Here is a 15,701-nt window from a genome sequence, read left to right on the forward strand (position 1 = left end):
AGTTTTCCTAAAACTTTCTAAATTAGATAGGTTTTGCTTATTTTTAACCTTTAAAAAAGACAGTTTTTACATTAAAAAACCACACCTAAGTGTGGCCTAGAATTAAACTTTAATTAAGTTTGCGATATTTGTTGCTTTATCAAATTCAGCTTTGTATTTATTGTATAAAGCAGTACTTACAGTTAATGAAGTTGTGACTGTTAGTTTTGAAAGTGCATCGCTATTAATGTGTATTACTGAACTTGGAATTATAACTTCTCCAATTTCTGCTACAGCAAATAACTCTTCAGGAAGGTTTAACATACCATTTGGTAAAGTTAACTTTTTAATTTTTGCACCTTTGAATTGTTTTGAAGAATGATCTGGAAAGATAACGCCGTCTTGTAAAATTACTTCTTCAATTTGAGCACCAACTTCATTTCCAGATGATGTTGCTGATGAAAATGCACTACTATTAATTTCAATTCCAGAAGGAACTACTAGTTTTTTTTAATTCAGTATTTTTTATCTGAATGTTCGTTCATTCCCATTGATGAACCCATAATTTCAGTTATTCCACTTGGAATTACTTTATCATAATCATCATGCTTTCGAAATTTATCTAGATGCAGTAAATGAAATCTGAGCAAAAGAAAGAAAAAAGTGTTTAAAATTGGTGGGAAAAATTAAGCTTAGTTTTAATTTTTCTATTCATAAAATAATTCAAAAACCCACACTAAGTGTGGGCTTTTGTTTAAATTATTCTTATTTAAAACCGGTAACTGTAATTTTTACTTTAAAGTAAGCATCTCAGTTATTTTCATTGAAGAAGATATCAATTTCAATTTTTTTGTCAGCGTCGCTATATGTTCCGGATTCAATTTTGAAATCTAACTTATTAGTTTCCATAAATGTTTTTAATTCCGGAATTTCTACAAGCAATTGATCTTCGTCAAGATAATCACTGTATTTTTCACTTGCTTGCTTATCAGTGTGTGTAGTTGTGTATTCAAGTTTTAGTGATTTATGCTTTTCAGCAAGAGCTTTGTTTTTAGTTTCTCATTCTTTTGACAAGAATCCACCATAAACAATTTCTTTTTCTTGAGATTTGCCATTCTTTTCAACTTTAATTTTAAAAGTTCTTGTGCCTTTGTCATCATCATTAACTTGACTAACAATTGTTATAGTTGTTCCAAATGAACTTGATGTATAGTAAGAATTTATGTTTAAGAATGTATATAAATTACTTAAACTTCAATTTGGTTCTGCACTTGCTTTTCCACGATGTACTGCTTTTTCAAATGAGTGATCTTTAAATCAAGCCAAAGTTGCTTTTATATCTTTTAAATCAGCATCCTTGTCATCGATTGGTTTATTGTATTCAAAAGGTGTCATATATTTTGACGAACCTTTAGTAATATATAAGTCAGTAACTGAAGAAAGTGCAGAAATAATTTCATAACATTCTATTGCTTCAACTTCAGTTTTTGCATTAAAACCCGCTTCATATGCTTTAATATGTTTATCTAAAAATTTTCTAGTTGTTGCATTTTGATGCACATTAATTTTATCCGGATCTAATACATCTAAATCATCCACTATAATAACATCGGAAATTATTTTTTTTAAAATATAGTTTTCAATACCACCATATTTTTCTACTTCTTCAGCTTCTAGTTTGAATTGTTCTAAATATTTAGTGTCTTTACCTTCAATTGCACCTTCATTTAATATAACAAGAGCTTGTTCTAATTTGGCTTTTGCATCAGCAATTTTGGCTTTATCATTTACTGCTTTTGCTTCTTCAAGTGCATTTTTGAAAGCATCAAATTTTTCCTTCAAAACACCTTTTTGTCCATTTACAATTAATTCAGGTTTTGTATCTTTTTCTACTCTAACATAAGTTCTTAAAAATTCTGTTTCTGTTTTTTCAACAAAAGTTTTGTATTTTTCAAGTGTATCTTCGTCAGGTTTTGGGTTTGTATTATTACAACTGCTACTAATTGCACTAGTTGCTACTAAAGCAGTTGCAAGTGAACCTAAACCTAAAAATAATAATTTTGTTTTTTTCATTTTTCCTCGTTTCTATATGACAAATAAATTTGCCAATAAATAGAAGTTGTATAGTTATTTAGTTAAAATAATAACCAATATAATTATAATGTTTAACCTGTTTGGGCATAGCTTGACGAGAGGCTAAAGCCAAAAAATGACAAAAAATTATTCACTTTATATGCAAAAAAAATGAACAACTTTTACTTGACTATGGTCTAAAAAATTGCAAAAATAAGGCTAATTTTTTTAATAAATAAAGGCAAATTTAGTTTCTTAAAAGCCCAATTGGAACTACTAAAATTCCATCTTTTGTAATAAAAGATTCACCTTCTGCAGTGATAATCATTAAAAAAGAAGGCTTGTTTTTTTCTCCATTTTTTAACTTATCTTTTAGTTTCAGCAATGTATTTGTCGCTTCTTCTATATGTCCAAGACCCATTTTGATTTCAATAAGTCCATATCTTCCGTCATTTAAAACAAAAACTGCATCACATTCTAAATTTTGTTTATCACGATAATAATAGATTTGGCCGTTTATTGATTCGGCATATATTTTTAAATCTCTAATTACTAAAGATTCAAATAAAAATCCTAAATAATTAAAGTCATTTAATAATGACTTAGGATTAAGTCCTTTAATTGCAATTGCAATAGAAGGATCAACAAAGCCAAGTTTTTCTGAAGTTCTAATTATTGTTTTAGATCTTATGTTTGGAGTTCAGGCTTCAGTGTTTTCAATAATAAATATTTTTTCTAATGCATTAATATAATTACTGATTGTTTTGGTTGATAAATCACTTCCGTTTGATTGATTAACATCATTTGCTATTGTTGAAATTGAAGTTGGTGTTTGGATGTTTCTTGCAAATGACTGCAACATTTTTCTTACTTTTGTTGGATTTTTAACCACGCCATCAATTCTATTAATATCACTTTTTATAGTTTGATCAATATATCTAAGATTTGCTTTTAGTGCCAATTCAACATCAAGATCAATATTTGAAGGTCATCCTCCAACACAGATTCTTTCAATTACGCCATCTAATTTTAATTCGGAAGAAGCATTCACAAAACTATTCTTTGCATCATCAAAAATAGATTTAAAAGAAATTAGACCTTTTGAATGTTCAGACTCAAAAAGGGATAAAGGACGCATTCTTATTCTAGACATTCTTCCAACACCGCTATGTTTGACTAAATTATCTTTTAGAACAGATGAACCTGTTAATATAAATAAACCTTTTTGGTTTCTTTGATCAATCTCAAAGCGAACGCCATCAAAAAGTATAGGATAGTCTTGAAACTCATCTAACAAAATTGGAGTTTCACCCTTAAATAACAATGACGGTTTAGTCTTTATAAGCTCTTCATAATAATTCTTTTTATCAATATCATTTAAGAAAATATGAGTTTTTGATAAAAGCTTTGATGTTTCAGTTTTTCCACAATATTTAGGTCCTTCGATTAAAACTCCACCCACAAGTTTGAGTTCATCTTCAATAACATCGTCCAGTATTCTTTTGTAGTATTTTTTCATTTTTCTTCCTTAATTTTATTAACTAAATTTTAACATATTTAATTCAAACTTCCGCATTTGGCTCAAATTCACTTCCGCATTTGGCTCGATTTTACTTCCTTATTTGGCTTATTTTTCACTGAAAAGTTTGACAAAATTTAAAAAATGTTTCATCTTCATTGAAATATTTTTAAAAAAAAGTAAAATGTTTCATTTAAAATAAGACCATTTGTTTATAAAGAAATTATTGAATATGCTAGAGAATTAAACTTTGCTTCTGAAATTAATGATTATCTTATTTGGGGAGGTTTTCCTAAAAGATTTGAATTTCATGATAGCAAAGAAAATCAAATCAGGTATTTAAGCGAAATAGATTCAACGATAATTTTTCATGACTTAATTTCAAGATATAAAATTAAAAAAGAGACTTTGTTTAGAAAAATTGTTAATTATGTATTGAAAAACAATGCAAGAATTTTTTCATCAAAATCTATTCATAACTATATTAAAACTAAATATTACAATTGTTCAATTAATACAATAATTAAATATATTAATTGTTTAAAAGAGGCATTTGCAATTGAAGAAATAGCACAATATTATTCAAAGGCTAAGAAGGAACTTGCTTATTATGGCAAGCTATACAACACTGATGTTTGCTTTAATTCTTTGAGAGTAGAAGCTAGCAGATATGATATTGAACATAATTTAGAAAATATTGTATACAATGAACTTTTATACATGGGATATAGCGTAAAAACGTTTACAATTAATGGATCTGAAATTGACTTTCTTTGTGAAAAGGATAATAAAAAAATCTATGTTCAAGTTGCTTATAGTGTTGCTAATGAAAATACATATTCAAGAGAAATGAAAGCATTCTCAATATTAGATAATATTAATCAAAAAATATTAATCACTAATGATTCCATTGATTATTCAACTTCAACAGTAAAACACATCAAATTACCAGACTTTTTACTCCTTGAAGAACTCTAGTTTTTGAATTTTTGCCTTCAAAAAATCATTCATTTTTTAATTTCTCACAAAAAATAGAATTAAAAAAGGACTTTTTGTAAGCAAAAAAATCAAATTAAACAATTTAAATGAATATATTAACTTTAAATTTAAAATATTATTAATTAAATTTTTTATGAAAGGTAATTTATGGATAACGAAAAACCAAATAAACTGCTATTTCTTCTATATCTAATTTTCCATTGTGTAATGTTGCCAATGGCAAACTTACTTCTATGAATCTTTGCTATTTTAGAAAGTGAAAAATTAACTAATAAGAAAACTAGACTTTTCATTATTTTAGCAGTAATTCCAATTGCTGGATATGTATTAGGTATCATTGGTGCTATCTGAGCTTTACAAGAAATCAATAGAGCCGAAAATGAAGAAAAATGAAGAATGACTGGTGCTTGACCCAACCCTAACCAATCAAGTAACACTTTCGAACAACAAAATCCAACTCAAAAATAAATTAGAATTTTAGTTTATAAATCAGGCGAGCAATTTGCTCGCTTTATTTTTGCTTTTTTCTTGATTTATTTAATGTATAACATTAAAAAAACATAAATTAATACCGCTATGTGTTAAAATAAAATTGTAAAAAACTGTAATTTTACAATAAATTTTTGTTAGGAGTAATGCCTTATGATAAAAAGAGATTTTTATTTAAATCAATTAATTGAAAAAAGAAATTCATCAAAAGTAAAGATAATTACTGGAATTAGACGTTGCGGTAAATCTTATTTACTTTCAAAGTTATATAAAAACTATTTGTTAGAAAATGGGGTAAAAGAAGATCAAATTATAATAGTTGAATTTGATGATGAAAAATGAGACAGCTTGCTTGAAAAAGGCAAACTTAGAACTTATATAGAACAAGCTGCTAATGATGAAAAAAAGCAATACTATATTTTTTTGGATGAGATTCAACTTGTTGAAAATTTTGTTAGAGCAGTAAACTCTTTAAATAAGCATGAAAATTATGATATTTATATAACAGGTTCTAACTCAAAGTTTTTGTCAAAGGATATTAATGATGAATTCAAAGATCGTGGAACTGAAATTAATGTTAGACCGCTTTCATTTTCAGAATTTTATGATGCTTTTGAAGGGGACAAAAGATATGCACTTAAAACTTATTTAAAATTTGGAGGAATGCCTGGATTGTTTGAAGAGAAAACTGAACTTGCAAAGGAAAATTATTTAGATAACTTAATGAAAAAAGTTTACATTGATGATATAAAAAGCAACATTAATACTTCTTTAGTATCTGAACTTTCAGCCACAGTCGATGCACTTTGTTCTGTTACAGGTAATTTAACAAACGCTTTGAATATGGCAAATTACTTAGCAACAAATAGAAAAATCTCAGTTAATTATCAAACTATTGAAAAATTCTTTGAAGGTATAACTAATGCATTCCTTTTTGATCAAGTTAAAAGATATAACATAAAAGGCAAAGAATATTTAATGACTCCATCAAAATTTTATTGCCAAGACATTGGGCTTAGAAATGTGAGAATAAATTTTAGGGAACCAAATGAAGGATTTTTAATTGAAAACATAGTCTACAATGAACTTAAAACCAGAGGTTATCGTGTTGATGTTGGCTTTATTGAACAAAGAGCCAAAAACAAAGACGATAAGATGGTATATAAACAACTTGAAGTTGATTTTATAGCAAGAATTTCAAGTAAAGAATATTATATTCAAATAATGGATAACAAACCTGAAGGGAGTCACTTAGATAATGAGTATGATGCTTTAATTAAAATTCCAAATTCTTTCAAAAAGATAATTGTTATCAATCATCTTTTCAACTCATTTTATGATGAAAACGGAATTTTAAATATTTCGTTGGAAGAATTTTTATTGAATAAAAATAGTCTAGATTTATAAAGGGCAAAAACAAAAAAGCTAACATTCGTAATTTTTATTTTTTAATCTTAAATAGAGTAAAGAAAATTGCATTTTTTTGTTTAAAAATGTTATTTTTTGCCCGTATTGCCAGAATGAGTTTTATTTTGATAAAATAAAAATGTTATGCAAGAAGTATTAAATCAACCAAATATGCAAATTAAAGAACCTAAAAAACAAAGAAAAGCTTTTTATATTGTTTTTATAGTCTTTTTAGCTATTTCATTATTGTTTAAGCCGTGAATTTTGGCTAGTTTTTTAGGCCTAGTTCAAAATGATAAAATAGAGTATATGTGAGAATACACATTAATTGGAATGGCAATTATGTGATTAATTGTTGAATTTTCATTTTGAATAATTTGTATTGTTGAATCAAGCAGATTAAAAGATAAAATACCAATGATTTTAATCATTCTTTATATTATTAATCCTGCCGGAAATATATTAGCAATTATTGGTTCTTCTTTAGCAATACATGATGCTAAAAAAGAAGAAAAGAAAAATATGCAACCAAATTTTCAATTTCCTTTTAATTATCAACAAACAAACAATATGCCAAATAATCAAACATTCAATAATAGGCAAAATCCAAACCTTGATGAATGAAAAGAATTCAAGAATAATAGTGATAACTCAACACCACCAAAAAATCAAACTTAGTTTAAAATTGAAGAAAAGAAAATGGACTATTGTCCATTTTTTTTTACTCTTTAATAAATATTAAACTTTCAACATTTGTGTTAAGTTTTTTTCTAGCATCAAAGCCTTCAAGTTCCATTAAAACAATAATTTTTAATACTTCAACTTCTTGATCTTTTAAAAGTTTCATAATTGCTTTCAATGTTCCGCCTGTCGCCAAAACATCATCAATAATAACTGCTTTTTGGCCAGGCTTTACTATTCCTTTTTGAATTTCTAGTACACTTCTTCCATATTCAAGTCCATAGTTGCATCTAACAACTTCTCCAGGAAGTTTACCAGCTTTTCTAACCATAATAAATGGTTTTTTTAATCTTGCAGCAACTGGAGTTCCAAATAAAAATCCTCTAGCATCAGGCCCAACAATAACATCTGCATCTTTAGCAAGTTCAGCCATTTTTTCAATGGTATAAGACAATGCTTCACCGTTTGCTAATAGTAAAGAAATGTCCTTAAATTTAATCCCTTTTTCAGGAAAATCTTCTACAGTTCTAATGTATTTTTTTAAATCCATAACTCATATATTATAAAGCAAAAGCACTTAAATTTGATAGTTAGACTTTTGTAAAAAAAATACTAATTTTTAACAATTTTTTAAAATAAGTTAAACTTTATTATAGATACAAAAGTTAAAGTAATTGTTAGTTAGCATTAGCTAAGATTTCACATTAATAATTTGGAGGGTATAAAATGAACAGGATTAACTTTTTTTCATTAGGTGGATTAGATGAAAATGGCAAAAATGCTTATATTTTAGATATAAATGGGAAAATTTTCATTATCAACTCAGGAACAAAAGTGCCCATTAATTCACATAGCGGAATTGACACTTTAATTTGTGATTATGAATATTTAGAAAAAAGAAAAAAAGATATAGTTGGACTATTTTTAACTGATATTCATAATGAAAATTTTTCAGCAATTCCTTGACTTTTAATGAAAATAAAAGGCTTAAAAATTTTCACATCCCCTTTTAATAAAATAGTTTTAAGCGACAGAATAAGCAAGTATAACATTGACCCAACAACTTATGAAATTAAAACAATTCATCAACCCTTAACTTTCAATGAAGTTGTGGTTACTGGATTTGAAATTGCAGGTTCATTGCCTGGACAACTTGGTTTTAATTTCTGTGTTGATGAAGGAAATATACTTTTCCTTACAAGCTTTGTTCATGGCAATTTAGGCCCTTATGGAACTACTGATTTAAATAAGATCAAATCTGTTTTAAAAGGTAAACCTGTTCAACTTTTAATTATGGATTCAGGACACTCTAACTATCCTGGAAAAAGCATTGACAAACTTTGAATTAGTAAAAAAATTGAATACAAATTTAGAGAAGCAAGTCCTGATCAAAGAATCATTGTTGGTGTTTATGATGAAGATATGATCACTGCACATGAAGTCTTGATTTTAGCCAAAAGATACAACCGTCCTGTAATTACTTATGGTAGAACTTATTCTCAACTTATTAATTTAGTTTCTAAAATTAATACTAAATTAGAATGACCTGAATTTGTTGATTATCGTGCTGCTAATGACGTTAAAAATGCTGTCATTCTAGTAACTGGAGCAATTGAAAGACTTTATACAAGATTTATTAGAATCGCTTCAAATAATGATGTTTATTTAAAACTAAAACCAACAGATGCATGTATTCTAATCGCACCTCCTGTTAATGGACTTGAAGTTAATTATGCTTTAACTTTAGATGAAATTGCTAGAAATACTAATAATTTGATAGAACTTGGAAGTAGTGAATACTATTCTTGCAATCCAGCAAGACAAGATATTTATGATTTTGTCAAAGAACTTAGACCAAAATATTTTATTCCTATTCAAGGCCTTTACCGTTATATGGTAGTTGCCACTCAAATTGCTCGTGAAGCAGGAGCGAATATGGCAAATTGTATTGTGCTTCAAAACGGAAAAGTTGCTGAATTTAAAGACTTCAAACTTGAAAGTCAAAAGCATACAATTAGACCAACTGGAGATATTGTAATTGATGGTTTTGGTATTGGTGATATTAGCCATGAAGTAATCCGCGAAAGAGAAAATTTGTCAAGAGATGGCGTAATTGCCTTATCAGTTTTAGTAGATTATCGTAAAAAAATTCCCCTAAATAAACTTCAAATTGATTCTTTGGGTATTATTACTAAAGATAACAAGGAATTAATTGAAAAAATTATTGAAGATCAATTTAAAAAAGAATTTGAAGGTAAAAAACCAAAAGAAATTAACCTAAAAGATATTCAAGAAAGACTAAGAAAAACTTTAAAGCGTAAAATTTATAAGAGTATTGATAAAGAACCAATTATTGTTATTACTTTATACGAAATTTAGTTATGGAAACAAAAGAAACACAAGAAGTAAAAACTGAAAATACCTTAAGTTTGAAAAAAGAAAAAGAAAAAATTAAGGTTGAAAACAAGTATCGTGTTTGACAAGATACTGATTTTCTTTGATTAATTCTTTTTTTCTTTACAGTTTTTATGACTATCATTTCCTTTTTGAACATCAAAGGATTAACAAGCATCCACAGTTATTCAATTAATGTTCTTTTTGGAATGTTTTCTATCCTATTTTATGTATGAGCGATGCTCTTTTGTTTAAAGAAAATTTTCAAGCTCAAAAACACTTATTCGTTTAAGATTTTGCATTTTAGTTTATGAAGATTAACCTTGTTTTTTGTGGCCACAGTTTTCTTTTCAAGTGTGATTTATTTTGTAAGTAAAGGTGTGCGTGATTACAAACCTTCTGAAACATTTTCAAAAATTTTTGATGCTTGATTTGAAGAATTTAAATCAACTAATAATGTAGCATTGCCATACAAATACACTGCCGGCGTTTTAGGAACTTTTGGATATAGTTTATTTACAATTGCAGGTGGAAAAATTGGTACTGCTTTAGGATTTATTTTTACAACTTTAATTCTAGTTGGAAGCCTTGTACTTTTCTTCATTAGTGATACTCATTTAGCATTAATTAGTTTATCTAAAAAAGTTAGAGAAAAAGCAAAAGCAGATCTTCTTGCTAAAAAATCAAGTGATGCAAAGGCTAAATTAAAAGTTGGCAAAAAATTTGAAGAAAAAATGCAAGAACAAAAACTTGCTAACGAAAATGTTATCAAAAAAATTAATGAAGACAAGGCTTTAAAACTTGCTGAAGATGAGAAAAATCAAACCTTAATTAAGAAGCTTGAGAAGACAACTGCAACAATTTCAAACCCAGCATTACAAGAGTATGAAAAAGTTCAAAAAGAGGAAGAAAAATTAAGCTCAAATGCTTCTGATTTTATCCAACAAAATACTCTTGAAAGAGAAATCAGCAAGCAAGAAATGAATCAAAAAATTAAAGCTGGAAAACAAAATCAAGTTCCAGAAATTAATCAAGATTTAGTTATTACTTCAGAATTAGATTTTAATATTGATGATTTTAATGATGATGTTTCATTAACCCAAGATGATGCAAGCAAAACCATTGATATTTCAAAACTTTCAAATGATTATGTTTCTAAACATGTTGATGAAAAAGAATTCAAAAAATATACTCAAGATTTAAGCAAAACAATTACTCTTGATGCACAGTTTAAAAAATTCGAAAAAACCCGTGAATTAAGCAGAAAAATGGAAAAACCAAAACCCGAAACTGTTGAACAAAACAAACAAAAACGTTATTCTTTATTTGAGGATGATGAAGACTTCTTTTAGGAAGTCTTTTTTATATTTCTCTAATTTTTTTTGAAAATTGTAAAATTATGAGTGAAGGAGAATAAAATGGCAAAAGAAAAAGAAGAAAAAAATAAATATTCTATCGACAAAATTAAGCCAACGGATAAAATTGATTTTAACAATCTATTCAAAAATCCAACTCAAGATTTTTATACTAAAGTTGCTAAAGAATACGAAAATTCTTTTAACAAAGTTTTAAAAGAAATCACAGGTGGAAAAGAAGAAAAAATTTATGAAGAAAGAGTTGACAAAATCAACACTAATATTCAAGATTTTAGAGGAAAAATTGAAGAAAAAAGAAAAGAACTAAAAATTAATGCAAGAAAATTTGCAAATGCCATCATCATTATTTTTTGTTTCTTAATAATTGGACTTTTCTTTCTACCGTTTCTAATCAAAAACAACAAAATTATTAAGGAATTTAATGAATTTACTTCAAATCAAGAAGCTGAGATAAAGAAATCTTATGTTGAAAAAGGTAGGGTTGTTTTTGAATTCTTTGGTGGGTTCAACTTAGAAGAAATGCGAAATTTAGTTTTAAAAACTTTTAACTTTTATAGCATTCCAGAATTTGACTCACGTGATTTTTTTATTGTAAGTCAATTAAAAGGATTTATAGGATTTGACCTTGCTGAAAAATTTGACTTTAGAAATAGTTATATTTACAACGTCTTATATAAAGAACTTGAATTCCAAAATATCATCACTAAAGGTTCAAAAACAATTACTTATTATGTTGGCGATGAGCTAATAACTAAAACTGTTTATGCACAACACGTTGAAAAAACCCCATTTATTTATCAAAGACAAGCACTTGTTGTTCCAACTAACTATTTACCTGAACTAAGTTTTAGATATGCACCAGGAGTTAGTGAAAAAGAAATAAAGAGAAGAAAAACTAAAGGTATTTTCACACTTGAAGATGAAGAATTTTACAACTACTATGACTTTCAATATAATTCAAATTTAGCCATTCCTTTTGCCCAATATTTTAACGTCCTTACTCAAAAAAATATGATTGAATATGAAAAATTTGTTAGAGAAAAAGAAATTGAACCTTTAAGACTTCAAAAAATAAAAAATTGACTTTTTGCTACTAGACCAATCAATGATTTTAGCGAAGATTTAATTAATATAAATTGAGTTTCTACTTTCATAATTGCTTTTCCAGACAAAAACTTAAATGGATATATTCAAACTTTAAAAAATGCAATATGACAGCTAATTCAGCCATTAATTAATATGATAACTTTAACTTACACAAATAAAAACATTGCTTCAGAATCCTTTGAGGGACTAGGAAAAAGATATCTTTCAACTTTTGCCGATTTAGAAGAAATTGGCGGAAAAGAAAAAATTCAATCAAATATCGTTTCTATCTTAAATGATTATTTCACAAGTAAAGTTTTTAACTTTAATCAAAAACATGATAAACCTATTTACGTTTCAAGTGAAAGAGTTGGTGACTTTTCAGGCCGTGTGTTTGTTCAAGATATTCGTCTTAATTCATATTATGGAAAAAATGAAATTGATTATGTTTCAACAGGCGGAACAACTGTTGAAGTTCCCTTTGTCAAATTTTACCCCAACTACGAGGACAAAAAATCATTCTTTACGTCTAATTTTAGATTCTCAAATCCAAATGCATATATGAAAGTTCAACCGAAATTTAGAGGCAAATTTAACTTTGGACATGAAAATCAACTTTTAAGTGAAATAATCCAAGAATATGGTGTTATGTTTAATAATGAAGCTTTAAAAAATCAAGCAGAATTTGAAGACACACTTTATGCGATTAAAAGAATTTTTGATGAAATTAAAGCTGTCAAAGATATTGCTGTAATGGAATAACTAACCGTGGTTTAGGTCTTTACTTTGATACATGAGATTATCAAAATGACAAAGAAAATGCCAAACGAATTGTACATTCTCTAAAAACATCATTTTCGTTAGAATAATTCAAATAATTAACAAAAATTATTAAAAAATAATTTTATAATTTTAACAAAAGAAGGAAGGAAAATAAAATGCTTATTGATACAAGAAAAGAACAAGCAAAAAAAGGTTTTAACCCAAATGTTGACAATGAAGCAATTCCTGCAAAAGCATCAGGCCTTGACTGATTTTGATACATTTTAATCTCTATTTTTACTTTAGGAATTTTTTGACTAGCAACCTGATTTAGAACCAAAAATGAACTAAATCAAAAACAAATGGTAGTAAACGAAGCTTCATCAAACATTCAAGTTGCATTAAAGAAAAGACGTGGTATTTTAGTAAAACTAATTGACACAGTTAAAGGTTATGCACAACATGAAAAAGGAACACTAACCGAAGTTATTAAATACCGTTCAAGAATTGTTGAACTTGAAAATGTTCAAGATAACAACAAACTAGAACAAGAACTTGGAAAAATTAATAGCGGAATTAATGTTTTAATTGAAAACTATCCAACATTAAAAGCTGACAGAACCTATTTACAACTTATGAGTGAAATTTCATTAATTGAAGATGAAATTGCAAGTGCAGCAAGAATTTACAATAGCCGCGTTCGTTCATTCAATGCTCAAATTTTTACCTGATATAGTTCAATCGTTGCTCAAAAGAATCGCCTTTACACATTGCCACATTTCCAAGCAAGTGAAGAAGAAATGAAAGATGTTGATACATCTTCATTAGTAAGCTAAGAAACTCAAAAAATAAATGTGCTCAACGCACATTTTTTTATTCTCTTTCTTAATTTAAAAACAAAATTTTTTATTAAAATATCGCCCAACAAATACCTTCAGTTTATGATATAATTTTTTATTAATAATAAGCAATTAAAGAGGTTTGAAAAATGGAAGAAGAAAGAAAAGAAAATTCAAATTACGGAGCCGAAAATATTGAAGTTTTAGAAGGCCTTGAAGCCGTTAGAGTAAGACCTGGAATGTATATTGGAACCGTTGGTTTTAGAGGACTTCACCACTTAATTTGAGAAATAGTTGATAACTCAGTCGATGAAGCGATGGCAGGATATGCCAGCGAAATTACTATCAATCTTTATGAAGGAAACTTTATTGAAGTTATCGATAATGGACGTGGCATTCCTGTTGATATTCAAAAACAAACTGGAAAACCCGCTGTTGAAACAATTTTAACTGTACTCCATGCTGGTGGGAAATTCCATAATGATGCTTATAAATTTTCTGGAGGACTTCACGGTGTTGGTGCCTCTGTTGTTAATGCTTTAAGTGATGTATTTGAAGTTTGAGTTAAAAGAGATGGCAAAATCCATTACCAAAAATATACAAACGGTGGAAAACCTGCTGAAGACTTAAAAATTATAGGAGAATGTCCTAAAGAAGAAACGGGAACAACTATTAAGTTTCATCCTGACTTTACAATTATGAACAGAGCAGATTTTGATTTTGGCACAATTGTTGACCATGCAAAACAAATTGCTTATTTAAACAAAGGCTTAATAATGCATTGCAATAATTACGTAACTGGAATTAAGAAAACCTTCTTATACGAAGGTGGAATTGTGGATTATGTTCAAGAATTAAACACCTCTAAAAAAACAATTTTCCCTAACGTAATTTACGCCTTTGGTGAATATCGTGACAAAATTGAAAACGAACTTGTTCAAGTTGAAATCGCAATGCAATATTCAGAAACTTATACAACCAATGTTATTTCATATGCCAACAACATTCAAACCATTGATGGTGGAACACACGAACAAGGATTCTTAGATGCTTTAACTAGAATTTATAATAACTATGCTGAAGAAGCAAAACTTAACAAAAACGCTAATGAAAAAATCAGTAGAGAAGATGTTAAATCAGGTTTGACTGCAATCATTTCAATCAAACACTCAAACCCAATTTTTGAAGGTCAAACTAAAGGAAAACTTGAAAACAGAGATGCTAGAATTGCAACCAACAAAGTATTATCTGAAGCTCTTGAAAAATTCTTAAAAGAAAACCCTGACTATGCTAAACAAATTGTTTCAAAATGTCTAACCGCTCAAAAATCAAGAATCGCTGCTGCTTTAGCATTTGAAGCTTCAATTAAAAAAGATAGTCTCGGACTTTCAAGTGAACTAACTGGGAAACTTGCAGATTGTTCTTCAAAAAATGCTGAAATAAAAGAAATCTTTATAGTCGAAGGTAACTCTGCTGGTGGTTCAGCAAAAATGGGACGTGACCGTCACACTCAAGCAATTTTACCTTTACGTGGTAAGGTAATAAATTCAGAAAAAGCTGATTCAAGAAATGTTCTTTCAAACAAAGAAATTGCAACTATAATTCATGCTCTTGGAACTGGAATTTTAACTGAATTTAATATTAACAAACTTAAATATCACAAGATTGTTATTATGACAGATGCTGACGTCGATGGTGCTCACATTTCAACTTTACTTTTAACCTTCTTTTATAGATATATGCGTCCTTTAATTGAGTATGGATTTGTTTATATAGCCCAACCTCCACTTTACAAAATAAGTGCTGGTAAAGTCATTGAATATGCATACAATGACAATCAAAAAGATGAAATCTTAGCTAAACTTGAAGATAAAAGAAATGTTGCAATCCAACGTTACAAAGGGCTTGGGGAAATGGACCCAGAACAACTTTGAGAAACAACAATGGACCCTGCTAGAAGAAAAATGTTACAAGTCCAAATTGATGATTTTGTTAGTTGCGATTGAGTATTTACTACCCTTATGGGTGAAGAAATTGAACCTAGACGTGACTTTATTCAAGAACATGCAAAATATGCAAAGAATATTGACTTTTAAT

Annotated in this window: 14 protein-coding genes; 10 read left to right on the forward strand and 4 right to left on the reverse strand. The window is 28.0% G+C overall.

The genetic code is table 4. From position 1 onward, the window contains the following. Window positions 1-102: 102 nt before the first annotated feature. A complete protein-coding gene (locus R9C05_RS02910) occupies window positions 103-303 on the reverse strand; it encodes a hypothetical protein (protein ID WP_241857147.1) in 201 nt (66 codons plus the stop codon). A 37-nt stretch (window positions 304-340) separates the two neighbouring features. Between R9C05_RS02910 and R9C05_RS02915 the strand changes: the two genes are divergently transcribed. Beyond that, window positions 341-493: a hypothetical protein gene (locus R9C05_RS02915; protein WP_404810259.1), complete on the forward strand. Its 153-nt coding sequence runs from the start codon at window positions 341-343 to the stop codon at window positions 491-493. Window positions 494-744: 251 nt separating this feature from the next. Here R9C05_RS02915 and R9C05_RS00170 read toward each other — a convergent pair whose 3' ends face one another. Both R9C05_RS00170 and R9C05_RS00175 read right to left on the reverse strand, forming a co-directional pair. Beyond that, window positions 745-2,052: a lipoprotein 17-related variable surface protein gene (locus tag R9C05_RS00170; RefSeq protein WP_121940586.1), complete on the reverse strand. Its 1,308-nt coding sequence runs from the start codon at window positions 2,050-2,052 to the stop codon at window positions 745-747. 247 nt (window positions 2,053-2,299) lie between these two features. After that, on the reverse strand, window positions 2,300-3,571 hold the full coding sequence (locus tag R9C05_RS00175; RefSeq protein ID WP_121940587.1) for an ATP-binding protein: 1,272 nt from the start codon (window positions 3,569-3,571) through the stop codon (window positions 2,300-2,302). 393 nt (window positions 3,572-3,964) lie between these two features. Between R9C05_RS00175 and R9C05_RS00180 the strand changes: the two genes are divergently transcribed. The 4 genes from R9C05_RS00180 to R9C05_RS00195 all read left to right on the forward strand — a co-directional run bounded on the left by R9C05_RS00180 (window position 3,965) and on the right by R9C05_RS00195 (window position 7,144). After that, complete coding sequence (locus R9C05_RS00180) at window positions 3,965-4,549, forward strand: DUF4143 domain-containing protein (RefSeq protein WP_404810267.1); 585 nt, start codon at window positions 3,965-3,967, stop codon at window positions 4,547-4,549. 168 nt (window positions 4,550-4,717) lie between these two features. Continuing rightward, window positions 4,718-5,038: a hypothetical protein gene (locus tag R9C05_RS00185; RefSeq protein ID WP_121940589.1), complete on the forward strand. Its 321-nt coding sequence runs from the start codon at window positions 4,718-4,720 to the stop codon at window positions 5,036-5,038. A gap of 174 nt (window positions 5,039-5,212) precedes the next feature. Continuing rightward, window positions 5,213-6,466 carry an ATP-binding protein gene (locus R9C05_RS00190; protein WP_170141518.1) on the forward strand — a complete coding sequence of 418 codons (1,254 nt, stop codon included), beginning with the start codon at window positions 5,213-5,215 and terminating at the stop codon, window positions 6,464-6,466. Between the two features lie 144 nt (window positions 6,467-6,610). Then, on the forward strand, window positions 6,611-7,144 hold the full coding sequence (locus R9C05_RS00195; protein ID WP_121940590.1) for a hypothetical protein: 534 nt from the start codon (window positions 6,611-6,613) through the stop codon (window positions 7,142-7,144). Window positions 7,145-7,187: 43 nt separating this feature from the next. On the opposite strand, the gene R9C05_RS00200 is transcribed toward R9C05_RS00195, so the two are convergent. Next, window positions 7,188-7,697 carry an adenine phosphoribosyltransferase gene (locus R9C05_RS00200; protein WP_121940591.1) on the reverse strand — a complete coding sequence of 170 codons (510 nt, stop codon included), beginning with the start codon at window positions 7,695-7,697 and terminating at the stop codon, window positions 7,188-7,190. Window positions 7,698-7,873: 176 nt separating this feature from the next. Here R9C05_RS00200 and R9C05_RS00205 point away from each other — a divergent pair, with 176 nt between their 5' ends. The 5 genes from R9C05_RS00205 (at window position 7,874) to R9C05_RS00225 (ending at window position 15,700) form a co-directional block, all read left to right on the forward strand. After that, the gene (locus R9C05_RS00205; RefSeq protein ID WP_121940592.1) at window positions 7,874-9,526 is read left to right on the forward strand and encodes a ribonuclease J; all 1,653 of its coding nucleotides are present in this window, start codon (window positions 7,874-7,876) and stop codon (window positions 9,524-9,526) included. 2 nt (window positions 9,527-9,528) lie between these two features. Further along, a complete protein-coding gene (locus R9C05_RS00210) occupies window positions 9,529-10,893 on the forward strand; it encodes an MFS transporter (RefSeq protein ID WP_121940593.1) in 1,365 nt (454 codons plus the stop codon). A 66-nt stretch (window positions 10,894-10,959) separates the two neighbouring features. Further along, complete coding sequence (locus R9C05_RS00215; protein ID WP_318613921.1) at window positions 10,960-12,765, forward strand: hypothetical protein; 1,806 nt, start codon at window positions 10,960-10,962, stop codon at window positions 12,763-12,765. A 176-nt stretch (window positions 12,766-12,941) separates the two neighbouring features. Further along, entirely contained in the window at window positions 12,942-13,601 is a 660-nt protein-coding gene (locus R9C05_RS00220) for a LemA family protein (protein ID WP_121940595.1), read from the forward strand. A 152-nt stretch (window positions 13,602-13,753) separates the two neighbouring features. Then, window positions 13,754-15,700, forward strand: coding sequence for a DNA topoisomerase subunit B (locus R9C05_RS00225; protein WP_121940596.1), 1,947 nt, complete (start codon window positions 13,754-13,756; stop codon window positions 15,698-15,700). The last annotated feature ends 1 nt before the right edge of the window (window position 15,701 follow it).

Origin of the sequence: Metamycoplasma subdolum (genome assembly GCF_033546815.1) — a bacterium.
Classification (GTDB): Bacteria; Bacillota_I; Bacilli_A; order Mycoplasmatales; family Metamycoplasmataceae; genus Metamycoplasma; species Metamycoplasma subdolum.